This window comes from Streptomyces sp. NPDC097617, from assembly GCF_044761485.1.
In the GTDB taxonomy this organism is placed as follows: Bacteria; Actinomycetota; Actinomycetes; order Streptomycetales; family Streptomycetaceae; genus Streptomyces.
Genome location: NZ_JBIWCL010000023.1, coordinates 56,860 through 82,374 on the forward strand (window position 1 = coordinate 56,860; position 25,515 = coordinate 82,374).

22 protein-coding genes and 2 tRNA genes are annotated in these 25,515 nt (G+C 70.7%); 19 read left to right on the plus strand and 5 right to left on the minus strand.

What is annotated here, in order from left to right; translation table 11 throughout:
* The first annotated feature begins 110 nt into the window (after window positions 1–110).
* The 9 genes from gnd (at window position 111) to ACIQZO_RS30095 (ending at window position 10,344) form a co-directional block, all read left to right on the plus strand.
* Window positions 111–989 (plus strand): phosphogluconate dehydrogenase (NAD(+)-dependent, decarboxylating), encoded by an 879-nt coding sequence (gnd, locus tag ACIQZO_RS30055; RefSeq protein ID WP_403632187.1) that lies wholly within the window; start codon window positions 111–113, stop codon window positions 987–989.
* An 86-nt stretch (window positions 990–1,075) separates the two neighbouring features.
* Window positions 1,076–2,212, plus strand: coding sequence for a DNA replication/repair protein RecF (gene recF / locus ACIQZO_RS30060; RefSeq protein ID WP_403631958.1), 1,137 nt, complete (start codon window positions 1,076–1,078; stop codon window positions 2,210–2,212).
* A complete protein-coding gene (locus tag ACIQZO_RS30065; protein WP_403631960.1) occupies window positions 2,209–2,745 on the plus strand; it encodes a DUF721 domain-containing protein in 537 nt (178 codons plus the stop codon). The genes recF and ACIQZO_RS30065 overlap by 4 nt, the downstream gene beginning before the upstream one ends.
* 384 nt (window positions 2,746–3,129) lie before the next feature.
* Window positions 3,130–5,151 carry a DNA topoisomerase (ATP-hydrolyzing) subunit B gene (gyrB, locus tag ACIQZO_RS30070; protein ID WP_403632190.1) on the plus strand — a complete coding sequence of 674 codons (2,022 nt, stop codon included), beginning with the start codon at window positions 3,130–3,132 and terminating at the stop codon, window positions 5,149–5,151.
* A gap of 43 nt (window positions 5,152–5,194) precedes the next feature.
* Window positions 5,195–7,801, plus strand: a complete 2,607-nt coding sequence (gyrA, locus tag ACIQZO_RS30075) for a DNA gyrase subunit A (RefSeq protein WP_403631963.1) — start codon at window positions 5,195–5,197, stop codon at window positions 7,799–7,801.
* 87 nt (window positions 7,802–7,888) lie between these two features.
* Window positions 7,889–8,437 carry a DUF3566 domain-containing protein gene (locus ACIQZO_RS30080; RefSeq protein ID WP_403631966.1) on the plus strand — a complete coding sequence of 183 codons (549 nt, stop codon included), beginning with the start codon at window positions 7,889–7,891 and terminating at the stop codon, window positions 8,435–8,437.
* Window positions 8,438–8,555: 118 nt separating this feature from the next.
* A tRNA-Ile gene (locus tag ACIQZO_RS30085) sits at window positions 8,556–8,629 on the plus strand.
* Between the two features lie 144 nt (window positions 8,630–8,773).
* A complete protein-coding gene (locus tag ACIQZO_RS30090) occupies window positions 8,774–8,908 on the plus strand; it encodes a DLW-39 family protein (protein WP_208809277.1) in 135 nt (44 codons plus the stop codon).
* Between the two features lie 122 nt (window positions 8,909–9,030).
* Window positions 9,031–10,344 (plus strand): hypothetical protein, encoded by a 1,314-nt coding sequence (locus ACIQZO_RS30095; RefSeq protein WP_403631969.1) that lies wholly within the window; start codon window positions 9,031–9,033, stop codon window positions 10,342–10,344.
* On the opposite strand, the gene ACIQZO_RS30100 is transcribed toward ACIQZO_RS30095, so the two are convergent.
* Both ACIQZO_RS30100 and ACIQZO_RS30105 read right to left on the minus strand, forming a co-directional pair.
* Window positions 10,331–11,584: a serine/threonine-protein kinase gene (locus tag ACIQZO_RS30100; RefSeq protein ID WP_403631972.1), complete on the minus strand. Its 1,254-nt coding sequence runs from the start codon at window positions 11,582–11,584 to the stop codon at window positions 10,331–10,333. The two genes, ACIQZO_RS30095 and ACIQZO_RS30100, sit on opposite strands and share 14 nt — an antisense overlap.
* A gap of 44 nt (window positions 11,585–11,628) precedes the next feature.
* A complete protein-coding gene (locus ACIQZO_RS30105) occupies window positions 11,629–12,177 on the minus strand; it encodes a helix-turn-helix domain-containing protein (protein WP_403631975.1) in 549 nt (182 codons plus the stop codon).
* Window positions 12,178–12,339: 162 nt separating this feature from the next.
* On the opposite strand from ACIQZO_RS30105, the gene ACIQZO_RS30110 reads away from it, so the two are divergent.
* The 4 genes from ACIQZO_RS30110 (at window position 12,340) to ACIQZO_RS30125 (ending at window position 15,888) form a co-directional block, all read left to right on the plus strand.
* Window positions 12,340–12,412, plus strand: a tRNA-Ala gene (locus ACIQZO_RS30110).
* A 527-nt stretch (window positions 12,413–12,939) separates the two neighbouring features.
* Window positions 12,940–13,953, plus strand: a complete 1,014-nt coding sequence (locus ACIQZO_RS30115) for a ScbA/BarX family gamma-butyrolactone biosynthesis protein (RefSeq protein ID WP_403631978.1) — start codon at window positions 12,940–12,942, stop codon at window positions 13,951–13,953.
* A gap of 42 nt (window positions 13,954–13,995) precedes the next feature.
* Window positions 13,996–14,652 carry an HAD family hydrolase gene (locus tag ACIQZO_RS30120; RefSeq protein WP_403631981.1) on the plus strand — a complete coding sequence of 219 codons (657 nt, stop codon included), beginning with the start codon at window positions 13,996–13,998 and terminating at the stop codon, window positions 14,650–14,652.
* A gap of 27 nt (window positions 14,653–14,679) precedes the next feature.
* On the plus strand, window positions 14,680–15,888 hold the full coding sequence (locus tag ACIQZO_RS30125) for a cytochrome P450 (RefSeq protein ID WP_403631984.1): 1,209 nt from the start codon (window positions 14,680–14,682) through the stop codon (window positions 15,886–15,888).
* Window positions 15,889–15,965: 77 nt separating this feature from the next.
* On the opposite strand, the gene ACIQZO_RS30130 is transcribed toward ACIQZO_RS30125, so the two are convergent.
* Together ACIQZO_RS30130 and ACIQZO_RS30135 are read right to left on the minus strand one after the other, a co-directional pair.
* Window positions 15,966–17,477 (minus strand): FAD-dependent monooxygenase, encoded by a 1,512-nt coding sequence (locus ACIQZO_RS30130; protein ID WP_403631987.1) that lies wholly within the window; start codon window positions 17,475–17,477, stop codon window positions 15,966–15,968.
* Between the two features lie 201 nt (window positions 17,478–17,678).
* Entirely contained in the window at window positions 17,679–19,244 is a 1,566-nt protein-coding gene (locus ACIQZO_RS30135; protein ID WP_403631990.1) for an MFS transporter, read from the minus strand.
* A 118-nt stretch (window positions 19,245–19,362) separates the two neighbouring features.
* On the opposite strand from ACIQZO_RS30135, the gene ACIQZO_RS30140 reads away from it, so the two are divergent.
* The 3 genes from ACIQZO_RS30140 (at window position 19,363) to ACIQZO_RS30150 (ending at window position 20,907) form a co-directional block, all read left to right on the plus strand.
* The gene (locus ACIQZO_RS30140; RefSeq protein WP_403631993.1) at window positions 19,363–19,674 is read left to right on the plus strand and encodes an ArsR/SmtB family transcription factor; all 312 of its coding nucleotides are present in this window, start codon (window positions 19,363–19,365) and stop codon (window positions 19,672–19,674) included.
* Between the two features lie 115 nt (window positions 19,675–19,789).
* Window positions 19,790–20,773 (plus strand): AMP-binding protein, encoded by a 984-nt coding sequence (locus tag ACIQZO_RS30145; protein WP_403631995.1) that lies wholly within the window; start codon window positions 19,790–19,792, stop codon window positions 20,771–20,773.
* Between the two features lie 2 nt (window positions 20,774–20,775).
* Window positions 20,776–20,907, plus strand: coding sequence for a hypothetical protein (locus ACIQZO_RS30150; RefSeq protein WP_403631998.1), 132 nt, complete (start codon window positions 20,776–20,778; stop codon window positions 20,905–20,907).
* Between the two features lie 72 nt (window positions 20,908–20,979).
* Here ACIQZO_RS30150 and ddaH read toward each other — a convergent pair whose 3' ends face one another.
* Window positions 20,980–21,846: a dimethylargininase gene (ddaH, locus tag ACIQZO_RS30155; protein ID WP_403632001.1), complete on the minus strand. Its 867-nt coding sequence runs from the start codon at window positions 21,844–21,846 to the stop codon at window positions 20,980–20,982.
* 318 nt (window positions 21,847–22,164) lie between these two features.
* Between ddaH and ACIQZO_RS30160 the strand changes: the two genes are divergently transcribed.
* The 3 genes from ACIQZO_RS30160 to ACIQZO_RS30170 are packed head-to-tail and all read left to right on the plus strand — an operon-like array spanning window position 22,165 to window position 25,514.
* Window positions 22,165–23,475, plus strand: a complete 1,311-nt coding sequence (locus tag ACIQZO_RS30160; protein WP_403632004.1) for a SidA/IucD/PvdA family monooxygenase — start codon at window positions 22,165–22,167, stop codon at window positions 23,473–23,475.
* 54 nt (window positions 23,476–23,529) lie between these two features.
* Window positions 23,530–23,898 (plus strand): cupin domain-containing protein, encoded by a 369-nt coding sequence (locus ACIQZO_RS30165; RefSeq protein WP_403632006.1) that lies wholly within the window; start codon window positions 23,530–23,532, stop codon window positions 23,896–23,898.
* The gene (locus tag ACIQZO_RS30170; protein ID WP_403632009.1) at window positions 23,895–25,514 is read left to right on the plus strand and encodes a class I tRNA ligase family protein; all 1,620 of its coding nucleotides are present in this window, start codon (window positions 23,895–23,897) and stop codon (window positions 25,512–25,514) included. Before ACIQZO_RS30165 ends, ACIQZO_RS30170 begins: the two co-directional genes overlap by 4 nt.
* Window position 25,515 lies beyond the last annotated feature (1 nt).

Here is a 25,515-nt window from a genome sequence, read left to right on the forward strand (position 1 = left end):
CGCGCGCCCCGTGAAGCCGGGCGGCGCACCCCGGCGTAGGCTCGGGGCCGGGGTGTCCCCGGGATCCTCGGGCACCCCGGCACAGACGGCCACAACGCTTAAGGAACCACCTGATGGAGCTTGGTCTCGTCGGTCTCGGCAAGATGGGCGGCAACATGCGCGAGCGCATTCGCCGCGCAGGCCACACCGTCATCGGATACGACCGCAACCCGGACCTCGCGGATGTCCACAGCCTGCGCGAGCTTGTGGACAGCCTGCCGGCCCCCCGCGTCGTGTGGGTGATGGTCCCGGCCGGAGCGGCCACCCAGTCCACCATCGACGAGCTCGCCGAGCTGCTCTCGATCGGCGACGTCGTCGTCGACGGCGGCAACTCGCGCTGGACCGACGACGAGAAGCACGCGGCGGAGCTGGCGACCAAGGGCATCGGATTCGTCGACTGCGGTGTCTCCGGCGGCGTGTGGGGCCTGGAGAACGGCTACGCCCTCATGTACGGCGGCGAGAAGGACCACGTCGCTCGGGTCCGGCCGGTCTTCGACGCCCTCAAGCCCGAGGGCGAGTTCGGCTCCGTGCACGCGGGCAAGGTCGGCGCCGGCCACTTCGCGAAGATGGTTCACAACGGCATCGAGTACGCCATGATGCAGGCCTACGCCGAGGGCTGGGAGCTCCTGGAGAAGGTGGACTCGGTCACCGACGTCCGCGAGGTCTTCCGCTCCTGGCAGGAGGGCACGGTCATCCGCTCCTGGCTGCTGGACCTGGCCGTGAACGCCCTCGACCAGGACGAGCACCTGGAGCAGCTGCGCGGCTTCGCGCAGGACTCCGGCGAGGGACGCTGGACGGTGGAGGCGGCGATCGACAACGCCGTGCCGCTGCCCGCGATCACCGCGTCGCTGTTCGCGCGGTTCGCCTCGCGGCAGGACGACTCCCCGCAGATGAAGATGATCGCCGCGCTGCGCAACCAGTTCGGCGGCCACGAGGTCGAGAAGGCCTAGCTCCCGCAGCGCAGTAGAACAGCAGGTCAGCACCACAGCACCACAGCACCACAGCGAGCAGTGAAGCCGGGGGAGGTCGGCGCCGTATGCACGTTTCGCATCTCTCATTGGCCGACTTCCGCTCGTACGCCCGGGCCGAGGTTCCCCTCGACCCGGGCGTCACCGCTTTCGTGGGCCCCAACGGCCAGGGCAAGACCAACCTGGTCGAGGCGATCGGCTACCTCGCGACCCTCGGCAGCCACCGGGTCTCCTCGGACGCCCCGCTCGTGCGGATGGGCGCGGACCGGGCGGTCATCCGGGCGGCCGTCACCCAGGGCGAGCGCCGGCAGCTGGTCGAGCTGGAGCTCAATCCCGGACGGGCGAACCGGGCCCGCATCAACCGGTCCTCGCAGGTCAAGCCCCGGGACGTGCTGGGGATCATACGGACGGTGCTGTTCGCGCCCGAGGACCTGGCGCTGGTCAAGGGCGACCCGGGCGAGCGGCGGCGGTTCCTCGACGAGCTGGTCACGGCGCGCTCGCCGCGGATGGCCGCGGTCCGCTCCGACTACGAACGGGTGCTCAAGCAGCGCAACACCCTGCTGAAGTCCACGGCGATGGCCCGCCGGCACGGCGGGCGCTCCCTGGACCTCTCCACCCTCGACGTGTGGGACCAGCACCTCGCGCGCGCGGGCGCGGAGCTGCTCGCGCAACGGCTGGATCTGATCGCGACCCTGCTGCCGCTCGCGGACAAGGCGTACGAGCAGCTCGCGCCCGGCGGCGGCCCGCTGGGGCTCGCGTACCGGTCCTCGGCCGGCGAGCCGGTGGACAGCGGTACGGCGCGTACCCGCGAGGCCCTCTACGAGGTGCTCCTGGCCGCGCTGGCCGAAGTGCGCAAGCAGGAGATCGAGCGCGGTGTCACCCTGGTGGGACCGCACCGTGACGACGTACTGCTGCGGCTCGGCGAACTGCCGGCGAAGGGGTACGCGAGCCACGGCGAGTCCTGGTCGTACGCCCTGGCCCTGCGGCTGGCCTCGTACGAGCTGCTGCGCTCGGAGGGCAGTGAGCCGGTGCTGATCCTGGACGACGTCTTCGCAGAACTGGACGCACGGCGCCGGGAGCGGCTGGCCGAGCTGGTGGCACCGGGCGAGCAGGTGCTGGTGACGGCGGCGGTGGACGACGATGTCCCGGGGGTGCTGGTGGGAACGCGGTTCGCGGTGTCCGGCGGTGAGGTGACCCGGCTGTGAACGAGCACGGCAAGGACCCGCAGGAGGGTCGCAGGACCCCGGAGGCATCCGGGGTGGACCTCGCGCGCCAGGCCCTGGCGGCGGCGCGGGAGCAGGCGCGGGCCCGGGGCAACGCGGCCGGCGGGAAGAAGCGCCACCAGCAGCCCGGGCTGCGCTCGGGAGCCCGTGCGGACGGCCGGGACCCGATGCCGTTGATGGCGGCGCTGGACCGGCTGCGCACCGAACGCGGCTGGGAGATGCCGATGGCGGTGGCGGGCGTGATGCAGCGCTGGTCGGAGATCGTCGGCCCGGAGATCGCGGCCCACTGTGAACCGCAGCGGTACGAGGACCGTGAACTGGTCGTGCGGTGCGATTCCTCGGCGTGGGCGGCGCAGCTGAAGCTGCTGGCGCCGCAGCTGGTCGCGCGGCTGAACGCGGATCTGGGGCAGGGCACGGTCCGGCTGATCAAGGTGCAGGGGCCCGGCGGGCGGCCGAAGGGCTACGGGCCGTGGCGTGCGCCGGGCAGCAAGGGCCCGGGCGACACCTACGGATGAGTCCGCGGCCCTGCGGAGCCGAAGCCCGGCTGCCCCGGGACCCGGGGCTCCGCCCCTGACCTCGCGTCTCGAGCGCCGGCGGGGCTGGAGTGGTGCCGCCGGCGGGGCCGTTCGTGGTGGTGTCCCTCACGGTAGTCGGAGGTTGACAGCCCGAGGGGCTGGATGCCCGTGTGAGCCTCTTTGAGCCCCTTCCTGAATGTGGGGAGTCGGAGAGAGGAGGTTCAGGGCGGCACATGCGGACTCAGGTACCGGCAAACCCCCATTCATGTCAGTGGTACCGGTAGACTGAACGAGAATCCCGCCCGTTCGCGGGATCACGCAGACAACGCAGATCGACGCGGCCGCTCCCGCCGGTGCACTCGCTGGTCCGGGGTACGGGCTGCGCTGTGCCAGAGAGGGCGCTTCGTGGCCGATTCCGGCGACTCCAACGAGAAGAATTACGACGCCAGTGCGATCCAGGTCCTCGAGGGCCTGGACGCGGTCCGCAAGCGGCCGGGTATGTACATCGGCTCGACAGGTGAGCGTGGTCTGCACCACCTCGTCTACGAGGTCGTCGACAACTCGGTCGACGAGGCGCTGGCAGGGCACGCGGACACCATCGACGTGACGATCCTCGCCGACGGCGGGGTGCGCGTGGTGGACAACGGCCGCGGCATCCCGGTCGGCATCGTTGCGTCCGAGGGCAAGCCCGCCCTCGAGGTCGTCCTGACGGTCCTGCACGCGGGCGGCAAGTTCGGCGGTGGCGGCTACGCCGTCTCCGGTGGTCTGCACGGTGTCGGTGTGTCCGTCGTGAACGCCCTGTCGACGAAGGTCGCGGTCGAGGTCAAGACGGACGGCCACCGCTGGACCCAGGACTACAAGCTGGGCGTGCCGACGGCCCCGCTGGCGCAGAACGAGGAGACCGCCGAGACGGGCACCTCGGTCACCTTCTGGGCCGACGGCGACATCTTCGAGACGACCGAGTACTCCTTCGAGACGCTGTCGCGGCGCTTCCAGGAGATGGCCTTCCTCAACAAGGGCCTCACCCTGACGCTGACCGACGAGCGCGAATCGGCGAAGGCGACCGTCGGCGCGGACGACCCGGACGCGGACACGGCGGAGCCCACGGCGCGCACGGTGAAGTACTACTACGAGGGCGGCATCGTCGACTTCGTGAAGTACCTCAACTCGCGCAAGGGCGAGCTGATCCACCCGACCGTCATCGACGTCGAGGCCGAGGACAAGGAGCGCATGCTCTCGGTCGAGATCGCGATGCAGTGGAACTCGCAGTACACGGAGGGGGTCTACTCCTTCGCGAACACGATCCACACGCACGAGGGCGGTACGCACGAGGAGGGCTTCCGTGCGGCCCTGACGGGTCTGGTGAACCGTTACGCGCGCGAGAAGAAGCTGCTGCGCGAGAAGGACGACAACCTCGCCGGCGAGGACATCCGCGAGGGTCTGACGGCGATCATCTCGGTCAAGCTGGGCGAGCCCCAGTTCGAGGGCCAGACGAAGACCAAGCTGGGCAACACCGAGGCCAAGACCTTCGTGCAGAAGGTCGTCCACGAGCACCTCAACGACTGGTTCGACCGCAACCCGGTCGAGGCCGCGGACATCATCCGCAAGTCGATCCAGGCGGCCACGGCGCGCGTCGCGGCCCGCAAGGCCCGTGACCTCACCCGTCGCAAGGGTCTGCTGGAGAGCGCCTCGCTGCCGGGCAAGCTGTCCGACTGCCAGTCGAACGACCCGACCAAGTGTGAGATCTTCATCGTCGAGGGCGACTCGGCCGGTGGCTCCGCGAAGTCCGGCCGCAACCCGATGTACCAGGCCATCCTGCCGATCCGCGGCAAGATCCTGAACGTCGAGAAGGCCCGTATCGACAAGATCCTCCAGAACACCGAGGTCCAGGCGCTGATCAGTGCCTTCGGCACCGGTGTGCACGAGGACTTCGACATCGAGAAGCTCCGCTATCACAAGATCATCCTGATGGCGGACGCCGACGTCGACGGCCAGCACATCAACACCCTGCTGCTGACCTTCCTCTTCCGCTTCATGCGCCCGCTGGTCGAGGCCGGTCACGTGTACCTGTCGCGCCCGCCGCTCTACAAGATCAAGTGGGGCCGGGACGACTTCGAGTACGCGTACTCGGACCGCGAGCGCGACGCGCTGGTGGAGCTCGGCAAGCAGAACGGCAAGCGGATCAGGGAAGACTCGATCCAGCGCTTCAAGGGTCTGGGCGAGATGAACGCCGAGGAACTGCGCATCACCACCATGGACGTGGACCACCGCGTGCTGGGCCAGGTCACGCTGGACGACGCGGCGCAGGCCGACGACCTGTTCTCGGTGCTGATGGGTGAGGACGTCGAGGCGCGACGCTCCTTCATCCAGCGCAACGCCAAGGACGTCCGCTTCCTCGACATCTGAGTCGGCTCCGCTGACCGCCGCCTGAAAGGACTTCTGACCAGCAATGGCCGACGAAACCACTCCCACCGCAGAGAACTCCGCGGAGGAGCAGCCCGTGATGCGCATCGAGCCCGTCGGGCTCGAGACGGAGATGCAGCGCTCCTACCTCGACTACGCGATGTCCGTCATCGTCTCGCGCGCCCTGCCGGACGTGCGGGACGGCCTGAAGCCGGTGCACCGCCGCGTGCTGTACGCGATGTACGACGGGGGCTACCGGCCCGAGAAGGGCTTCTACAAGTGCGCCCGTGTCGTCGGCGACGTCATGGGTACCTACCACCCGCACGGTGACTCCTCGATCTACGACGCCCTGGTCCGCCTGGCCCAGCCGTGGTCGCTGCGGATGCCGCTGGTGGACTCCAACGGCAACTTCGGCTCTCCGGGCAACGACCCGGCGGCCGCGATGCGCTACACCGAGTGCAAGCTGATGCCGCTGGCCATGGAGATGCTCCGGGACATCGACGAGGAGACCGTCGACTTCCAGGACAACTACGACGGCCGCAACCAGGAGCCCACCGTGCTCCCGGCTCGCTTCCCGAACCTGCTGGTCAACGGCAGCGCCGGCATCGCGGTCGGCATGGCGACCAACATCCCGCCGCACAACCTCCGCGAGGTCGCGGCCGGCGCCCAGTGGGCGCTGGAGCACCCGGAGGCCTCGCACGAGGAGCTCCAGGACGCGCTGATCGAGCGGATCAAGGGCCCGGACTTCCCGTCGGGCGCCCTGGTCGTGGGCCGCAAGGGCATCGAGGAGGCGTACCGGACCGGTCGCGGCTCCATCACGATGCGCGCGGTGGTGGAGGTCGAAGAGATCCAGAACCGCCAGTGCCTGGTGGTCACGGAGCTCCCGTACCAGACCAACCCCGACAACCTCGCGCAGAAGATCGCGGACCTGGTCAAGGACGGCAAGGTCGGCGGCATCGCCGACGTCCGCGACGAGACCTCCTCGCGGACCGGCCAGCGCCTGGTGATCGTCCTGAAGCGCGACGCCGTCGCGAAGGTCGTGCTGAACAACCTCTACAAGCACACCGATCTGCAGACGAACTTCGGTGCGAACATGCTGGCGCTGGTGGACGGCGTGCCGCGCACGCTGTCGATCGACGCCTTCATCCGCCACTGGGTGACGCACCAGATCGAGGTCATCGTCCGGCGCACGAAGTTCCGCCTGCGCAAGGCGGAGGAGCGCGCCCACATCCTGCGCGGTCTGCTCAAGGCGCTGGACGCGATCGACGAGGTCATCGCGCTGATCCGGCGCAGCAACACGGTCGAGATCGCGCGCGAGGGCCTGATGGGCCTCCTGGAGATCGACGAGATCCAGGCGAACGCGATCCTGGAGATGCAGCTCCGCCGCCTCGCGGCCCTGGAGCGCCAGAAGATCGTCGCCGAGCACGACGAGCTCCAGGCGAAGATCAACGAGTACAACGCCATCCTGGCCTCGCAGGAGCGCCAGCGCTCCATCGTCAGCGAGGAACTGGCGGCGATCGTCGACAAGTTCGGCGACGACCGGCGCTCCAAGCTGGTGCCCTTCGACGGTGACATGTCCATCGAGGACCTGATCGCCGAAGAGGACATCGTCGTCACGATCACGCACGGCGGCTACGTCAAGCGCACCAAGACCGAGGACTACCGCTCGCAGAAGCGCGGCGGCAAGGGCGTGCGCGGCACCAAGCTGAAGCAGGACGACCTGGTCGACCACTTCTTCGTCTCCACCACGCACCACTGGCTGCTGTTCTTCACGAACAAGGGCCGCGTCTACCGCTCCAAGGCGTACGAGCTGCCGGACGCCGGCCGCGACGCCCGCGGGCAGCACGTCGCGAACCTGCTGGCCTTCCAGCCGGACGAGAAGATCGCCCAGATCCTCGCGATCCGCGACTACGAGGCGGCGCCCTACCTGATCCTGGCCACCAAGGGCGGCCTGGTGAAGAAGACGGCGCTCAAGGATTACGACTCGCCCCGCTCGGGCGGCGTCATCGCGATCAACCTGCGCGAGACCGAGAGCGGCAGCGATGACGAGCTGATCGGCGCGGAGCTGGTGTCCGCGGAGGACGACCTGCTGCTGATCAGCAAGAAGGCGCAGTCGATCCGCTTCACGGCGACCGACGAAGCGCTGCGCCCGATGGGCCGTGCCACTTCGGGTGTGAAGGGCATGAGTTTCCGTGAAGGTGACGAACTGCTGTCCATGAGCGTGGTGCGGCCGGGTACGTTCGTCTTCACCGCGACCAACGGCGGCTACGCGAAGCGGACGCCGGTCGACGAGTACCGCGTCCAGGGCCGCGGCGGTCTGGGTATCAAGGCTGCCAAGATCGTGGAGGACCGCGGGTCGCTCGTCGGGGCGCTCGTGGTCGACGAGACGGACGAGATTCTCGCCATCACGCTCGGCGGTGGTGTGATTCGTACGCGCGTCAACGAAGTCAGGGAGACCGGCCGTGACACCATGGGCGTCCAGCTGATCAACCTGGGGAAGCGCGATGCCGTGGTCGGTATCGCGCGCAACGCCGAGGCCGGTCAGGAAGCTGACGAGGTCGAGGCCGACGAGAACGAGACCGAGGTGGCCGACGGACAGGCCGCCGAGGCCGCCGAGGGCACGCAGCCTTCGGCCGGGGAGTACGAGGAGTAAGTCGTGAGTGGAGCCACGGGCGCCGGACCGGCCAAGACTGGAGCGAATGGTGCCCGTGGCCCCGCCGCGGACTCCCAGGGGGGAACCGTGACGGACACCCGAGGACCGCAGCCGGCGGCCGGCGCGGACACCGGTCAGGACCAGCCCGCACAGCCGTACCACCCGCCGCAGGCCTACACGGCGCCCTCGGGCCCGGGGACGCCGCGGGGTGGCACGGGTGGCGGTGCGCAGCGCAAGCCGCGTACGGGGGTCCGTACGGCCCCCCGTACGCGCAAGGCACGGCTGCGGGTGGCCAAGGCCGACCCGTGGTCGGTCATGAAGGTCAGCTTCCTGCTGTCGATCGCGCTCGGTATCTGCACGATCGTCGCGGCGGTGGTGCTGTGGATGGTCATGGACGCGATGGGCGTCTTCTCGACCGTCGGCGGCACGATCAGTGAGGCGACCGGCTCGAACGAGGGCAACGGCTTCGACCTCCAGTCGTTCCTGTCGCTGCCGCGCGTTCTGATCTTCACGTCGGTCATCGCGGTGATCGACGTGGTGCTGGCGACGGCACTGGCCACGCTGGGCGCGTTCATCTACAACCTGTCGGCGGGCTTCGTCGGCGGCGTGGAGCTGACCCTCGCCGAGGACGAGTAGGTCCTGCGGGGAAGCGCCCGCGACGGGTCGGATGACCTGCGCAGACGCCCCTGGGCAACGGATTTTGGCCTGACCGGGTCTGTGCGCTAATCTTCAGGAGTCAGCGCGCAGCGCGGATGGGGCTATAGCTCAGTTGGTTAGAGCGCATCCCTGATAAGGATGAGGCCACAGGTTCAAATCCTGTTAGCCCCACAGTGTCGAAGACCCCCAGGCCAAAGCCTGGGGGTCTTTGTCGTTGGGTCAGTTGGTGGGTTGGGAGGTCACCGATCGGTATCGGTCGGTGTGTATTGTTGGGCGCCAGAAGTCCCCTACGTCAACGAAAGACGAGGTCGCGCGGTGAAGAAGCTGCTCCTGGTCGCACTGGCCGCCATCGGCGGGCTCCTCGTGTACCGCCAGATCCAGGCGGACCGCGCCGAGCAGGACCTGTGGACGGAGGCAACTGACTCCGTGCCCTCTGGTTCCGGTGTGTGAGACCCAAGGCTGATCTCATGAAGCCCCGGCTGCCGCTGCGGCCGGGGCTTTGTGCTGTTCTATGACGAAAACTTCCGTTATGTAAAGATTTGGCTTGCGCTAGCAAGCTCGGGGTGGGCGTGATGGTTCGGGGACGGACGACAGTGTGGGCGGCGGCCCTGGGCCTGGTGGCGGGCCTGCCGGGGGTCGCGTACGCCGAGGGGGCCGGGCCCGCGCCCCTGCCGACCTACCGGGCCGCCGACGGCGCCAAGGCGATCGAGGGCAAGCCCTCCACGGCGGACGCTCCGGAGATCGAGGCCGGGGGCTCCTACGCGGACACGATCGGACCGGGGGAGCGCGTGTACCGGCTCGTCCTCGACAAGGACGAGTCCGACGTCTACGTCTCCGCCGTGGTCCGGCCCGCGGCGGGTGCGAAGGTCTCCGGCGGCGACGGCATAGAGGTGGAGATCATGACCACCGCCGGGCGCTCCTGCCCGGGCAGCGCAGGCCGGGCGAACTTCGGCTACGACCCCTACCCGATCAGCGCGGCCGGCGTCCGCCGGGGGGCGGAGGACGCGGACTGCGCACCCGCCGGCGTGTACTACGCCAAGGTCACGCGTACGTCGGCCAAGGGCTACGACCAGAGCCCGTGGCCGCTGGAGGTCAAGGTCCAGCGGGAACCGGGGCGCGGTGCGGGCGCTCCCACCACCGCGCCGAGCAGCTGGCCCTCCGGGACCCCCGCCCTGCCCGGCACCGAGGCGGTGGGCCGCACCGGAGGCACCGGCTTCAACGACGCCCGCGCCCTGGGCGCCGGGGTGTGGCGCGACGAGATGCGGCCCGGCCAGACCCGCTACTACCGGGTCCCGCTGGACTGGGGGCAGCAGCTGGGCCTGAGCGCCGAACTGTCCGCCGCGAAGATGACCAAGAGCTACGGCTCCGCGTCGGGCGGGCTCACCGTCTCGCTCTACAGCCCGTACCGGGGCCTGATCTCCGACAAGGACACCTCGTACGACGGCAAGCAGGCCGGGGTCACCTTCGAGAAGACCCCGCCCGTCGCCTACGAGAACCGCTTCGCCAGTGACCGGACCGTGCAGCAGGTGTCCCTCGCGGGCTGGTACTACGTCGCGGTGACCATGGGGGCGAAGGTCGCCGAGTTCACCGAGGACGCGGCGACCGTGCCGCTGACCCTGCGCCTGGACGTCGCCGGTACGCCGGCCAAGGCGCCCGCGTACAAGGAGAGTCCGGCCGCGGGGGGCTTCGGGGTGGGCGACGGGGACCGGGCCGCCGCGAAGGAGGGGCTCACCGCCCCGGAGGCGGCCGAGGCCGCCGAGCGGCACCGGGCCATGCGGGTCGTGGTGGGCGCCGGCTTCGGCACCGGGGCGGCGCTGCTGCTGGTGCTGGGCGGCTGGACGCTGCTCGGGCGGCGGGGACGGGGACGCGGCGCTACAGCTGGGTGAGGGCCCAGACGCCCACCGCGAAGCAGAGCAGCGCCGCGGCGAGGAGCGAGGCCACCGCCTTCGGCGGGGGCGGCGCGATCCCGGCGCGGTCCCGGACCGGCGGCCCGGCGGGCGCCGCCGCGGTCGGCGGCGGCAGGTGGAAGCTTCCCGTCTCCGAGGGCCCGTACGCGGGCATCCGGGCCGGGACGGCGGGGGCGGCCGGGGAGGCGGCGTACGGGGCCATCGGGGCGTTCTGCGCCGTACCGCGCGGGTCGGTACGGGTGGGCTCCGCGGCCACCGTCACGGAGGCGGGGGAGGCGGTGGGCGCGGTGACGGGGGCCGCGACGGGTGCGGGCGCCTGCAGGGGCGCCGGAGCGGTGCCCAGCGGACCCTGCGGGCCGAATCCCGGCGGCAGCGGACCGAGTTGGTCGAACACCTCCACCGGATCCTCGTCCGGGGCGGGCGGCGGCAGCAGCTCCACGGCCTCGGCAAGGGCCTTGCGTGCCCCTGTGGCTGTCCGGAAGCGGCTCTGGGGGTCCGGCTGGAGGAGGCCGGCGATGATGTCCCAGAGGGGGGTCGGGACGCCTTCGGGGGCGCCCGGGGTGCCATGGGCGAGGAAGTGCTCCACCAGGGCCCGGGAATCGGGCTTGCGGCCCTGGAGGAGGTACAGGGCGACCAGTCCGACAGCGAAGAGGTCCGCGGGGAAGTCCGGCTCGGCGCCCAGGAGTTGCTCGGGGGCGAAATAGCCCGGCGTACCGACCACGTAGTCGGTCTCGGTCAGCCGGGGCTCGCCCTTGCGCATGGAGATGCCGAAGTCGGACAGCCGCAGGTGCGGCCGCCCGGTTCCGGTGGCCTCCATCAGGATGTTGGCCGGCTTGATGTCGCGGTGCACCACGCCCTCCGCGTGCACCGTCGCCAGCCCCGACAGCAGCTGGTCGAGCAGGGTGCACACGAAACGCGGCGGCAGGGGTCCGTAGTCCCCGATCACATGACCGAGCGAGCCGCCGCCGACCAGGTCCATGGTGAAGAGGACCTTGTCGTCGTCGGCCGCCCAGCTGGCGGGCGCCAGTACGTGCGGATGGTCGATCCGCAGGGCCTGCTCCCGTACGAACCGCAGGAGCGTGTGCGCGTCGCTCTGCAGGAGCACCTTCGCGGCCACGTACCGGCGACGGCGGTGGTCCCAGGCCCGCCACACGGCGCCCGCGCCCCCGCGCCCGATCGGATCGATCAGCTCGTACCGACCGGCGAAGACCTCACCCATCGCTGTGCCCGTCCCCCGTCACCCGTTGTCCGCCCTCGTGCGTGTCAGTTCTGGTGGGCCTCGTAGTGGGCGACCGCGTCGGCGGTGCGGCCCGCGCCGTAGACCCGGAGGAACTCTGCCAGTTCCGGATGGCTCGGGGCGAGGCTGTTCGCCGCGTCGATGATGTCGCCGGCCGCGGAGACCGAGCGCAGCAGCGACTGGATCTCGCGGACGACCCGCTTGACCGTGGGTGCGCCGGAGCCGGTGGTGGTCTGGCCGCTGTTGCTGAGGACGGATCCTCCCTGGGTCTTCTTGATCTCGTCCATCCGGTCGGTGGCCTCCCCCGCGCTGACGCTTCCGTCGGCCACCTGGCCGGCGAGATCCTGGAGGGCCTGGACGCGCTGGACCACGGCCGGGTTCCCGATCTTGGCGCGCTGGCCGCTCATCAGCTGGGACAGCATGGGCGCCGACAGTCCGAGGACGGCAGCGAGGCGGGCCTGGTTCAAGCCGAGGTCATCTATGAGCCGGCGAAAGAGCGCTCCCAGCGGCTCCCCGTACCAACTGCGCTGAAGCTCTCTGGCTCTGGCCGTGGCCTCTTGTTGTACTGCGTCCACTCTTACTACTCCCCTTCGCTGGTGCGAACCTCGCGAGCATCTTACGGAGAGTGGTCGCACGGCGGGAGTCCCTATCATTTTGCGAGATGAGGGGGTACACCCGGTACTCTGTTCTGCGGAACGACCACACCTCCCACGCGGGAGAGGTGCGTCCACTTCCACGGGGCCTTAGCTCAGTTGGTAGAGCGCTGCCTTTGCAAGGCAGATGTCAGGAGTTCGAATCTCCTAGGCTCCACATGTAAATGCCCTCCGACCTGCGAAAATGCAGTGTCGGAGGGCATTTTTTCGTTCCCGCCGGGCGGGCCCCGGCGCTCCGGTTGCCTCGGGGCGGTCCGGAAACAGGCCTCGGCGGACATCCCCGTGCATCACACACGGGGTGCCGGCGCCCGGGTGGAGTCCCGGCGAGGACCCGCGGGGAACCGCGAGGACCCGCAGGGAACCGCGAGGACCCGCAGGGAACCCGGTGACGCCGTTGGCCGAAACGCCGGTCGCCCGTCCGACGTCCCGTCAGGCGCCCCGGCAGCGCGCCGAGTTTCCGGTGTGGCCACCGAAACCCCTTCCGACCTGGCGCGATACGCTGCCCAAGGGGCTCCAGAACGAGGTATTCCAGGGCAGCCTGCGGCTGCTTCCGACACGAGTTGTTAACGGTGTATCCGCCACGGAAGTGGCGTACGCCACGGTGGTCGGGCGGTCAATCAAGGTACGGTCACATGCGTACCTCCGTTTGGAGGCGTACCTGCATGCATGAGGGGGAACTCAGCCATGTCCACGATCCTGGAAACCGAACTCGACTACTCGAGCACCGTGACCCGCGCCTTGGTGCACAGAGCGGCCGTCTGCGAGGTGTTCCTGACCGATTCCGTCCGACTGGCCGAGGACGAATACCTGATCGCCGCGCAGCTCCCGCGCGTGCACAGCTACTACAACGACCAGGTCACCACGCCGGCCGTATACGACCCGCTGCTCCTCGTCGAGGTCTTCCGCCAGGCGTCGATCTACACCGCGCACACCTTCCTGGACGCCGCCGTCGACGAGAAGTTCATCTTCAACGGCGGCGAGATGGTCGTCACCGACGTCACCGCCCTCCACATCGGCAGCCGGCCGGGGCACGCGCAGATCCACGCCCGGCAGGCGGGGCTCAAGCACCGCGACGGGGTCGTCACCGGCAGCACGCTCGACATGGTCCTGACGGTGGACGGGCGGGAGGCCGCGACCATGAGCACCACCTGCCAGTGGATGCCCGGCCCGGCCTGGAACCGGATGCGCGAGAAGGGCCGCGCCGCACTCGCGCCGGGCACCGCCCGCCCGCACCCCACCGGACGCGGCGTCGCCCCGATCACCGTGGGCCGCATCTCCCCGCAGAACGTGGTGCTGTCCGAGACCGAGGTACGCGAGTACGAGGTGCTCACGCAGATCATCGTGGACCAGGCGAACCCGGCGCTCTTCGACCACCCGCTGGACCACATCCCGGGTGCGCTGATCTTCGAGGGCTTCCGGCAGTCCGCGGTGCACGCCGCGTTCGAGCTGTTCGGTCTCTCCCCGCGGGGTCTGCTGCTCACGCGCGTGGAGACCGACTTCACCCGCTTCGGCGAGTTCGAGCTGCCCACCGACTGTCTGGTGCGGGTCGTGGAGTCGCCGAGCCCCGACTCGGTGGCCTTTGAGATCACGATGAGCCAGGAGGAGCAGATCGCCCGGGCCCGAGTGCACCTCACCCTGACCAGCCCCATCGCCGGAGCTCTGCTGAACCGGTTCGGCTACGCCACCGCGGGCGTCTGAGAGCCCGTCATCCGCATCCGGGCCACACAAGGAGATCCCGCAGTGCCCCAGCCCATGATCTGGTTCGACTTCGGTGGCGTGCTCTCGCCGCCGCTCGACGAACTCTTCGACTCGTACCACGCGCGTACGGGCATCACGCCCCGGCAGATGAAGACCGCGCTCGCCGCGGTCGCCGCCGAACTGGGCCATGAACCCCTGGCACCCCTCGAACTGGCCCTGCTCACCGAGCCCGAATGGGGCCGGTCCATGGTCCGGGTCCTGGAGGAGGCCGACCCCGGCATCGACCTGACCCGTGCACGCTTCGAGCGGTTCGGGCAGCAGTGGTTCGAGGGGGTCCGTGCCAACCCGGTGATGGTGGCGACGGCCTTGCACGCCAAGGAGCACGGCTACCGGGTGGGCATCCTCAGCAACAACGTCGTCGAGTGGGAGCCCTACTGGCGGGCGATCGTCGAGCCGGTCGGCGAGGTCGACTGCGTCGTCGACTCCTGCAAGGTCGGCGTCCGCAAGCCCGATCCGGAGATCTTCCGGCGGGCCGAGAAGGAGGCGGGGGTGCCGGCCGAGGAGTGCGTCCTGGTCGACGACCTCGCCGAGAACTGCGCGGCGGCCCGTCGCGTCGGGTGGCGCGCGGTGCAGTTCCGCAACAACGCCCAGGCCACACGCGACCTGGCCGGCCTGACCGGACTGCCCGCTCTCGTCTGACGCACCACTCTTCCCCACGGAGCACACATGCCCAGTACCGTCACGTCCGCGGCCGTCACCGTCGCGGACATACCCCACCTCGACCCTGTTCCGGCCTTCACGCCGCTCGACGAGCGCAGCCCGGAGGGCGTCCCGCTCATCCTCCTGCCCAGTGGTCACAAGGTCATGCACCTGACGCGCTATGCCGATGTGCACAAGGTGCTCACCGACCCGGCGTCCGGCCGCACCGAGACCAACGTCGAGGACGGGCCGAGCTTCCTGCCGACCGTGATGCCGAAGGAGCTGCTGCTCAACCTCGACGCCCCGCACCACGCCCGGGTCCGCGGTTTCGTCTCCGCCGACTACAGTGCGGCGGGCACCGAGCGGCTGCGGCCGGTGCTCGACCGGGTGGTGGACGAGGGAATCGAGCGGCTGCGCCGGTCCGAGTCCCCCGACCTGTTCAGCGACCTCGTCGACCGGGTCCCGATCGCCGTCAACGCCCACTTCCTCGGCTTCCCGATCGAGGACGTGCCGTACTTCCGCCCGTCGGCGCGGATCGTGCAGATCGCCTCGCACGAGGACGTACCGGACCTGGTGGAGCACTTCTACCGGGTGTACGGATACGTCCAGGACCTGGTCACCGGGGCCCGGCCGGTGACGCCCGGCGGTCTGATCGAGCGCTTCCGCGCCGACCGCGACCGGGCCGAGCCGCCGATGGACGACGCCGAGCTGACCGGCATCTTCTTCGGCTCGCTGCTCGGAGCCGACCAGAACGTGGTGTCGGTGCTGACCAAGTCGCTGTACGCGCTGCTCTCGGCGCCCGCCCTGTGGCGCCGGCTCGCCGACGACCCGGGGGTCGCCCCGCGTCTCGCGGAGGAGCTGATCCGGCTGATCCCGCTGGGCACGATCTCCGCGTTCCCGCGCGTCGCGGGCCGCGACCTGGAGACGAGCGAGGGGCTCGTGCCGGCGGGCAGCGTGCTCTACCCGGACGCCTTCGCCGCCAACCGGGACCCCGAGGCGTTCGCGGATCCGCTGACCGTGGACCCGGACCGCACGTCCGCCAAGCGGCACCTGCAGTTCGGCTACGGCATGCACCACTGCATGGGCGCCGCGCTCGCCCGCATGGAGATCGTCACCGTACTGACGCGCCTGGCGCAGGAGTTCCCGGACCTGTCCCTGGCCGTCGACCCGGCCGAGGTGCCCTGGGACAACGGGACGGTGCTGCGCCGGCCCACCTCGCTGCCGGTGCACCTGTGACGGCAGGGCCCGGCTGAGGTGACCGCGGGCCGGTGAGGGCGGGCACGGGGTTCCGTGCCCGCCCTCCGGTGCGCCCGTCAGCGGGGCTCGCCGAACCACTGGCGCAGGGTGCCGGGCAGGGAACCGCCGTCCGGGGCCCAGGCGATGTAGCCGTCGGGCCGGACGAGGACGGCGGACCAGGGCAGCGGCCGGGTGGTCGTCGCGGACACGGTGCTCACTACGTGGGCCCAGCCCTCGCCCGGTGCGCGGTGGGCGGCGCCGGGCTCCCCGAGCAGGAGCAGCAGGGGCCGGCCGGGCAGCAGCAGCCGGGTCAGGTCGGTGGGCCCCTCGTCCGTGGTGAGCGGCAGGTTCGGCAGGAACTGGCCCTCCCAGCGGGAGCCGCCCGCGGTGCGCGCGGGGTGCACCGTCTCCTGGGCGCTGATCATGTGGCCGACGTGGGTGTTCACGTCCTCGAGCCCGAGGAGTTCGCCGACGAGGTCGCGCAGCGGGTCGAGGCCGGGGTCCGGCCGCATCAGGGCGAGCTGAGCGCGGGTGTTGTCGATGACGCGCTGTCCCGCGGGGCGGCGCTCGGCGTCGTAGGTGTCCAGAAGGTCCTTGCCCGCGGTGCCCGCGAGGGTGTGGGCCAGTTTCCAGGAGAGGTTGAGAGCGTCCTGAAGACCCAGGTTGAGGCCCTGCCCGCCCACGGGGAAGTGGACGTGGGCGGCGTCGCCCGCGAGGAGGACCCGGCCCTGGCGGTAGTCGCGCACGAGCCGGGTGAAGTCGCTGAACCGGGAGAAGAAGATCGGGTCGGCCATCGGCACGCCGTGGCCGAGGACGCGCTCGCCCTCCCGGCGCAGCTCGTCGAGGGTGAGCGGGGAGTGCCGGTCGGGATGCGGGCCGCGGAAGTCGATCGTGATGAACCGGCTGTGCCCGTAAGGGTTGACGCCCGCGACCGTCCAGCCTCGCGGGGTGCGGTGCCAGCCGTACGGCACGGCGTCCGGGTCGGTCAGCCGTACCAGCCCGAGCAGGGCGGACACGGTCGCCGGGTGGGTGTCCTCGGGGAAGCCGAGCCGCTCGCGCACGGTGCTGCGGGCGCCGTCCGCGCCGACGACGTACTCGGCGGTGAAGTGCCGTACGCCGTCCGGCCCCTGGGCGGTGACCTCGACCGCGTCGGGCCCCTGGCCGATGTCGCTCACGCGGTGTCCGCGCAGCACGGTGACGCCCCGCGCACGGGCCCGCTGCTCGAAGTCCCGCTCCAGGTCGGCCTGGGAGCGGCCGACGATGGGACCGGGCTCGGTGGCGGGGGCGGTGATGACGAGCCCCGGCATGCCCGCGAAGTGGAAGGTGTCGGCGGAACTGCGCCCGAGCCGGTCCTCGGTGGCGGCCGGCGCGTGCAGATGACCGCGTCGCGCGAGGCCCTGGACGGTGCGGGCGTGCAGGGTTCCCGCCTTGGGCTGGTCCACGGTGTGCGGTTCGGCCTCGAGCACGACGGTGGACACCCCGTGGTGCCCGAGTTCGGCGGCGACGAGCATGCCGACGGGCCCGCCCCCGACGACCAGGACCTGGGCGTGGGTGGGAGCGGGTCGGGGGCCGCCTGGAGGTCGGTTCATGGCGCGCGGGTCCTTTCCTGGTGCCGCCCCGGCCGGCCGGTCGTGGTGCGCTGCGGGGACCGCAGCGGTGCCGGCGCGGGGGAACGCGGGTGGCCCGGCGCCTCGACGGGGGATTCGGGCACCGGGCCGGTCTCGGGTGGTGTCGCGTGGAACGGGTCGATCGGGTGGGGGACGCGGGAGTCGCCGCGTCCCCCGCGGGCGTCAGGCCGCCTTCTCCGTGGCGGCGCCGCGCAGCAGGACGGCGACCACGGCGCACAGCACGACGCAGACCGCGGCCAGTCCCCACAGGACGGTGTGGAAGGCGGAGTCGTAGGACTGGGCGAGGAAGTGGGTGAAGCCCTCGGTGTCCACCGCCCCGGACAGCTCGGTGGCGCGGGCGAAGTCGCCGCCCGCGGCCTGGTCGGCGACCCGGTCCGCCTGTGCGGCGCCGGCGTAGTCGCCGATGCCGTCCTGGATGCGGGTGCCGAGCACGGTCGCGAGGACCGAGCCGTACACCGCCACGGCGATGGCCTCGCTGCCGAGGCGCAGCGTGTTGAGGAAGCCGGCGGCCATGCCGGCCTTGGCCGGGTCGATCAGCTCCAGCGCCTGGCCGTCGACGAGGCCCGCCGACAGGCCCATGCCGGCGCCGGTGACGAGCATCGGCAGGGCGACCACGAGGATCTTCACATCGGGCGAGAAGAGGGTGAGCGCCAGGTCGCCGACGACCAGGCAGGCGAGGCTGACGTAGATGAGGGTGAGCGCGGAGACCCCGCGGGTGACGAGCTTCGCGGCGAGCATCGGGCAGATCAGCACGGGTGCGGTGAGCAGCAGCATGATCACACCGGCGGTGCCGGTGTCACGGCCGGTGGCGGCGGTCAGGTAGCTCGGCAGGTAGGTGAGCATGGTGACGAACCCGAAGGACGCGGCGACCGGCACCATGCACAGGCCGACGAAGCGCCGGTTGCGCAGCACGCTCAGGTCCAGCATGGGGTGTTCGCGGCGGTTCTCGACCATGGCGAAGGCCGCGAGGACCACGACCGCGCCGGCGAACAGCCCCAGTACGCCCGGGCTGCCCCAGCCCCACTGCGAGCCCTGCACGATGGCGGTGGTCAGCAGCACCATGGCGACGACGAACAGCGCGCTGCCCGGTATGTCGATGCGCGCGCCGCTGCCGCCGTCGGCGGGCATGGCCTTGGCGATGGCGGGCACCGCGAGGAGTACGAGGAGCAGGGCGACCGCGTGCACCGCGAACACCCAGCGCCAGCCGAGGCCCTGGACGAGTGCGCCGGCCAGCGAGGGGCCGATGGCCACGCCGACGCCGGCGACGGTGCCGAACAGGGCGAACGCCTTGGCGCGCGCCGGTCCGTCGAACACGGTCGCGATGATCGCCGCACCGCAGGAGAAGATCGCCGCGCCGCCGATTCCGGCGAGCGCGCGGGCGCCGTCCAGCCACAGCACGTTGGTGGCCAGCGCGCTGGCCAGCGAGGCCACGGTGTAGACGGCTGCGCCGGCGGCGAAGGCCTTCACCCGGCCGACGATGTCGGCGATGGAGCCCCAGACGAGGGTGAAGCAGGCGAAGGCGACGTTGAAGGCGTTCACCACCCACTGCAGGGGGGCGAGGCCGGCCTGGGTGTCGGCCCCGATGTCGGAGAGCGCTACGGCGGTGCCGGAGATCGACATCGGGACGACGAACACTGCGAGGAGCACGGCGGCCAGGGTCAGGGTGCGGCCCGGCTGCCGTTGCGCCTGCACGGGTGGCGCGGCCGACGAGGTGGTCTGCGTACTCATGTGGGCACTACTCCAGGCTCGGCCCGGCCGACGGACGACCAGGTTCGGTTTGCATCGAACCTTAAGCTGGCACAGATGAGAGGTATGATGCAACCCGTACCTCAGGAAGGAGGGCGCGATGCCCGACGAGGATGGCCACCCCTCCCGCGAGGAGATGAGCCTGTTGACCGTGCTGAACGCGCTCTCCGACCCCCTGCGCTACGCGGTCGTGGGCGCCCTGCTGAGGGAACCGGAAGGCACGGCGCGCACCTGCGCGTCCTTCAACCTGCCGGTCTCGAAGTCGACGATCACCCACCACTTCCGGATCCTGCGCGAGGCGGGCCTGGTGCAGCAGGTGGACCGGGGCAACAGCCGGGCGGCCACTTTGCGCCGCGCGGACCTGGACCAGCGCTTCCCCGGCCTGCTGGACCTGATCAGCGCCGACCTCTGACCGCCCCGGTCCCGCGGACCCGACCGCCGGACAGCTGATCCCGCACGCGCTGCTGCCGCCCCGTGCCGCGCAGCCGCTCCGCCATGCCCGGGACCGGCCACCTGAGAGAGACACCATGACGACACGTCAGGAGTTACCCGCCGCTCGGACTGCCGCGGCCGGGGCCGATGAGGCCGCCGACCTGGGCACACTGCTCGTACGGGCCGCGGCCCGGTTCCCGGAGCACGGACTGCGCTACTGCTCGGGCGAACGGCCCCCGGGCCACACGCTGTGCACCTGTCCCCGACTGCTCGACGAGTCGCTCCGGCTCCTTGCCGCCCTGCGGGACGCGGGAGCCCGTCCGGGCCGGGTCGTGGCCCTGATGCTGGAGCGGCCCGAGGACTTCCTGCCGGCCCTCTGGGCGTGCCTGCTCGGCGGGATCACCGCCTGCCCGCTCGTCCCCCTCCGGAACGACCCGCAGCGCTGGGCGGCGCAGCTGCGTCACGTCGACGCCCTGCTCGAAAGACCGCTCCTGATCACCGACCGCCGCACGCGCGAGGAACTTCCCGCCGGACCGGGCCCGGCGGTCGTCATCGTCGAGGACCTGGTGCGGGCCGCGGCCGGTACGGACGCGAGCACGGTCGTCACGAGCACCTGCGCATCGGACGAGGTGGCGCTGCTGGTGCTCACCTCCGGTTCCACCGGCGCCGCCAAGGCGGTCCGGCTCACCCACGGCAACCTGCTGGCCTCGATGGCCGCGAAGGCCGGGGCGCAGTCCCTCACCGCGGACGACGTGACCCTCAACTGGATCTCCTACGACCACGTCGCCGCGCTGCTGGAGGCGCACCTGCTGCCGTTGTCCGTGGGGGCCGTACAGCTGCAGGCCTCGCCCGAGTCGGTGCTCGCCGATCCGCGGCACTTCCTGGAACTGATCGACGCCCACCGGGTGACGATGACCTTCACCCCGAACTTCCTGCTGGGGCTGATCGGCAAGGCCCTCGACGGTGACCACCAACGCCAACGAGCACGGCTTCGCCTCCCTGGTGCCGTTCGGCGACGGCTGGTACCGGGCGATCGGCTGGGTCGCCGGGGACGACCGGCCCGACGACGCAGTGGCTGAAAGTGGTCTCCCCCGCCGGTTCCCTGCGCACCACCCTGCTGATCCGCCCGGACGGCCACATCGCCTGGGCCACCGAGGAACCGGACCCCGAGCGGCTGCGTGCGGAGCTGGCGCGCTGGCCCCTGCGGCCCTAGGGGGCTCCCGCCCCGCCCGCTGCGAAGACCCTCCCGACCCGCGCGGACGCGGTCGGGAGGGTCTTCGTGTGGTCAGCGGTCGCGCAGTTCCAGCGTGCAGCACTTCACGCTGCCGCCGGCCTTGAGCAGCTCGGAGAGTTCGACGCCGATCGGCTCGAAGCCGCGCGCCCGCAGCTTGGCGTGGAGGCCGGTGGCCGCGGCGGGCAGGAGCACGTGGCGTCCGTCGGAGAAGGCGTTGAGACCGAAGACGGCCGCGTCCTCGGCGCCGGCCAGGATCGCCGTGGGGAACATGGCGCGCAGTACGGCCTGGCTGCCCTGGGAGAAGGCGGCCGGGTAGTACATGACCTCGTCCTCCGACAGCACGGAGAGCGCGGTGTCCAGGTGGTAGTACTCCGGGTTCACCAGCGTCAGCGAGGTGACCGGGAGGCCGAAGAACTCCTGCGCCTCCGCGTGGGAACGCGGGTCCGTGCGGAAGCCGGTACCGGCCAGCAGGCGGCGGCCGACGGTCAGGATGTCGCCCTCGCCCTCGTTGACGAACTCGGGCCACAGGGTGTCCGTGTAGCCGCGGCCCTCCAGCCACCGCAGGTACGCGGGCCCCTCGGCGGTGCGCTCCGCGTGGCGGAATCTGGCCCCGAAGACCTTGCCGTCGACGACGGTGGCGCCGTTGGCCGCGAACACCATGTCGGGCAGACCCTCGATCGGATCTATCTCCTCGACCACGTGGCCGAGTTCGAGGTACAGGTCGCGCAGGCCCTCCCACTGGCTGACGGCGAGGGCGTTGTCCGTGGCGTGCTGCGGGTTCATCCACGGGTTGATCGAATACGTGACGTCGTAGTGCCGGGGCCGGCACATCAGCAGACGGCGGCGCGTGGCGACCCGCGTGGGGCTCTCGGAACGGAAGAGCGCGCCGGCAGGGGTGATGGGCTCGGTGAGCGGCACGAGGGCTCCTTCTCATGGGGTTTCGATGGAAGCCCGACTGCCCGAGGGATGTTTCGGCCAGTCGGATGCGTGTGACGCAACTGATCACTCGGGCCAATGGAAATGGCCACTCGCATTGACCGGAAGTAACGGCGGACACCGGCCAATCAACCCGCCCGCGGGGTCCCCGGCCGAGTTGATTGTCCGTGGCCGAGACGCCTTCCGGGCAATCGGGGCCCGGCATGGAATGTGGACATCACCCGGAAGGCAACGCAAGGACGCGAACCGTCCTGCCTGACCGTACGAACCTGTCCACCTGTTCCATCTGGAGGTACTTCCATGGCGCATCGCAATGTCGAACTGCTCGCAGTCGGCGCAGGCCCGGCGAACCTGGCGCTGGCGGTCGCCGTCGAGGAGCTCGCACCCGAGCTGGCCGGTGACACCCTGGTGATCGAGCGCGAGCAGGACATCGTGTGGCAGCGCGGCATGCTGCTGCCCGACGCGCTCAGCCAGGTCTCCTTCCTCAAGGACCTGGTCACCATGCGCAATCCGTGCAGCCGATTTTCCTTCGTCAATTTCCTGCACTCGCAGGAGCGCCTCGACGCCTTCGTCAACCTGGCGAGTTTTGTCCCTTACCGAAGCGAGATATCCGAGTACCTGCAATGGGTCGCCAATGAACTGGAGACGGTGCGGGTCGAATACGGCCGCGAATGCGCCGGCGTGGAGGCGGTGACGGGCGACGACGGCGAGCTCTCCGGCTGGCTGGTCACCCTGGCCGACGGCGACACCATCGGCTGCCGCTACCTCGTGATCGGCGCGGGCCGCGACGCCCACGTCCCCGCCGTGTTCGACGGCCTGCCGGCCGAACGCGTCATCCACAGCACCCAGTACACGCAGCGCATCGCCGGCGTGCGGGCCGACCTGCCGCACCGCGTCGCGGTGATCGGCGGCGCCCAGAGCGCGGCCGAGCTGTTCGGCGCCGCACTGCGGGACCTGCCCGAGTGCAAGCCGACGATGATCATGCGCTCCATCGGCCTGAACGGTTACGAGAGCAGCAAGTTCACCAACGAGCTCTACTACACGTCCTTCATCGACGAGTTCTACGGCTCCTCGCCCGAGGCCCGCCAGCAGCTGCTCGGCGAGATGTACCGCTCCAACTACGGCGGTCTCTCCCCCGCCACCCTCGACGGCCTGTACCGGCAGTTCTACCAGGACCGCCGCTCCGGCCGGGAGCGCCTGGCGATCCACCCCATGACGGATGTCGCCGCGGCCCGCATGGACGGCGACGAGGTCGTCCTCACCCTCGTCGACCGCAAGTCGGGAGCCGAGCGGGAGATGCGTACGGACCTGGTCCTCCTGGGCACCGGATTCGTCCGCGAGATGCCGTGGGCGGTCAAGGCCCTCGCGCAGCAGATCGGCCTCGAAGAGATCAACGTGAGCCGCCAGTACAGGCTCGACCTGGGTCGCCCGGCGAGCGCCGCCTGCTACCTGCAGGGCGTCAACGAGGCCACCCACGGCATCGCCGACTCGCTGCTCAGCGTGCTCGCGGGCCGCTCCGCCGAGATCACCGAGGACATCCTCGCCCACCGCCGGACCAGCTCCGTAGAGGTCCCGGAACTGCGCGAGCTCGCGCTCGCCGGCGCGGTCTGAGCACCGCGCACCCCTCACGAGCCGTACCCGCCTGACGAGGAGAGACCGACCCACATGCTCACCAAGCAACTCGACCGCGACGGACTGACGCACGAGAACGGACTGGACGCCCAGCGGCTGCTGCCCTGGTCCGAGCTCAACGCCCCCTTCGAGGGTTCCTGGTGCGTCATCCGCCCCGGCACCGCGTCGACGGCCCACGCCCACCACGAGTACGAGATCTTCATCGCCGTCGCCGGCTCCGCCGTCCTGGAGTCGCAGGGCGTCCGCAAGCCCTTCGCGACCGGGGACATCGTCCACTTCACCCCGGGCTCCGAGCACCGGGTGATCAACGAGTCCGACGCGGACTTCGAGATGTACAGCGTCTGGTGGGACCTCGACATGACACAGCGGTTCGCAGCTCGCCACGAAGGAGTCCAGGCATGACACGCCGTACGGTCATCATCGCGCCGCCGCCGACCCCGAACGGCGACCTGCACACCGGGCACCTGGCGGGCCCGTACCTCGCGGGCGACGTGTACGCCCGCTACCTGCGGGCGTCGAACCGGCCGGTGATCTTCACCAGCGGTACCGACGACAGCCAGACCTACGTGGTCTCCAGCGCGGCCCGCGCCGGCCTGACCCCGGAGGAGCTGGCCCTGCGCTCCGCGACGCAGATCCGCGCCACCCTCGAGGCGGCCGGTATCTCCGTCGACGGCTTCGCCCCCTTCGACAAGGGCTACCGGCAGACCGTCATCGACTTCGTCACCGACCTCCACAGCGAGGGCGCCTTCCGCCTGAAGACGGTGCTGCTGCCGTACGTCGAAGCCACCGGCGAGTACCTGATGGAGGGCCTGGTCGCCGGCGACTGCCCGGTGTGCCTCGTGGAGAGCCGCGGCGGGCTCTGCGAATCCTGCGGGCACCCCAACAACTTCGACGAACTGCTGCGTCCCCGCTCCACCGTCGACCCGGCCGCCGTGGTCACGCACCGCGAGGCGCAGATCCTCGTCCTGCCGATGGAGGAGTACCGCGACCGGCTCGCCGACTACTACGTCCGGCACCGGGACGTGCTGCGCCCGCACACCGCGCAGCTCATCCGGGAGGCGCTGGAGCGCCCGCTGCCCGACTTCCCGATCACCTATCCCACCGCCTGGGGCATCCCGGCGCCCTTCACCGAGACGCCGGGCCAGGTCCTCAACGCCTGGGCCGAGGGCATGGCCGCCTCGATGTACTGCACCTGGTACGCGGCCGAGCAGCTCGGTGAGCACACCGACCGGTTCGACGAGCACTGGCTGTCCGAGCACGGCATCGACCTCGTGTACTTCCTCGGATTCGACAACGTCTACTTCTGGGGAATGACGCACCTGGCGCTGCTGATGGCGCACGGCGACCGGTACGTCGAGCCCCACGCCATCGTGTCGAACGAGTTCTACGAGCTGGAGAACCAGAAGTTCTCAACAAGTAAAGGCCACGTGGTGTGGGCCGCCGACCTGGTGGCCGAGGTACCGCGCGACCTGGTGCGCTTCTACCTGGCGCTGACGGCGCCGGAGCACTCCCGTACGAACTTCAGCCGCGAGGCGCTCGAGCACCTGTCGAGCTCCCGACTGGTCGAGCCGTGGAACCGGCTCGCGGGCCGGCTGGACGAGATGCTCGCCGGGATACCGGCGGACGCGCTGCTGCCGGTCTCCGCGACCGGCGCCGAGCAGGCGGGGATCGTCGTCGAGCGGTTCCGCTCCCACTACGAGCTGGAGAGCTTCAGCCTCCACCGGGCGGCGGACCTGATCGTCGTGCACCTCGACCGGTTGCTGAAGCAGGCGGACCGCGTGGCGGTGGACGTGCCGAGCGACCTCGGCGACCTGGTCCTCGCCGTCCGGACGCTGACCGCGTGCGCCGCTCCGCTGCTCGTCGACGTCGCCGCCCGTGCCGAGAAGGCCGGCGCCGATCTGATCCTCCCGGCCGGCGCCTTCGACGCCGACCCCGTCGCTCCCCTGCGACTCCCCCTCCTGTCCACCGTGGTCGGGGCGTTCGCGCCCGTGGCCGAGCCGGCCGACATCCGAGCCTGAA

Excerpts from the sequence above, each read along its gene's own strand:
- recF (WP_403631958.1), top strand. The coding sequence starts at position 1,076 with ATGCACGTTTCGCATCTCTCATTGGCCGACTTCCGCTCGTACGCCCGG.
- gyrA (WP_403631963.1), top strand. The coding sequence starts at position 5,195 with ATGGCCGACGAAACCACTCCCACCGCAGAGAACTCCGCGGAGGAGCAG.
- ACIQZO_RS30095 (WP_403631969.1), top strand. The coding sequence starts at position 9,031 with ATGGTTCGGGGACGGACGACAGTGTGGGCGGCGGCCCTGGGCCTGGTG.
- ACIQZO_RS30100 (WP_403631972.1), bottom strand. The coding sequence starts at position 11,584 with ATGGGTGAGGTCTTCGCCGGTCGGTACGAGCTGATCGATCCGATCGGG.
- ACIQZO_RS30115 (WP_403631978.1), top strand. The coding sequence starts at position 12,940 with ATGTCCACGATCCTGGAAACCGAACTCGACTACTCGAGCACCGTGACC.
- ACIQZO_RS30125 (WP_403631984.1), top strand. The coding sequence starts at position 14,680 with ATGCCCAGTACCGTCACGTCCGCGGCCGTCACCGTCGCGGACATACCC.
- ACIQZO_RS30130 (WP_403631987.1), bottom strand. The coding sequence starts at position 17,477 with ATGAACCGACCTCCAGGCGGCCCCCGACCCGCTCCCACCCACGCCCAG.
- ACIQZO_RS30135 (WP_403631990.1), bottom strand. The coding sequence starts at position 19,244 with ATGAGTACGCAGACCACCTCGTCGGCCGCGCCACCCGTGCAGGCGCAA.
- ACIQZO_RS30140 (WP_403631993.1), top strand. The coding sequence starts at position 19,363 with ATGCCCGACGAGGATGGCCACCCCTCCCGCGAGGAGATGAGCCTGTTG.
- ACIQZO_RS30145 (WP_403631995.1), top strand. The coding sequence starts at position 19,790 with ATGACGACACGTCAGGAGTTACCCGCCGCTCGGACTGCCGCGGCCGGG.
- ACIQZO_RS30160 (WP_403632004.1), top strand. The coding sequence starts at position 22,165 with ATGGCGCATCGCAATGTCGAACTGCTCGCAGTCGGCGCAGGCCCGGCG.
- ACIQZO_RS30165 (WP_403632006.1), top strand. The coding sequence starts at position 23,530 with ATGCTCACCAAGCAACTCGACCGCGACGGACTGACGCACGAGAACGGA.
- ACIQZO_RS30170 (WP_403632009.1), top strand. The coding sequence starts at position 23,895 with ATGACACGCCGTACGGTCATCATCGCGCCGCCGCCGACCCCGAACGGC.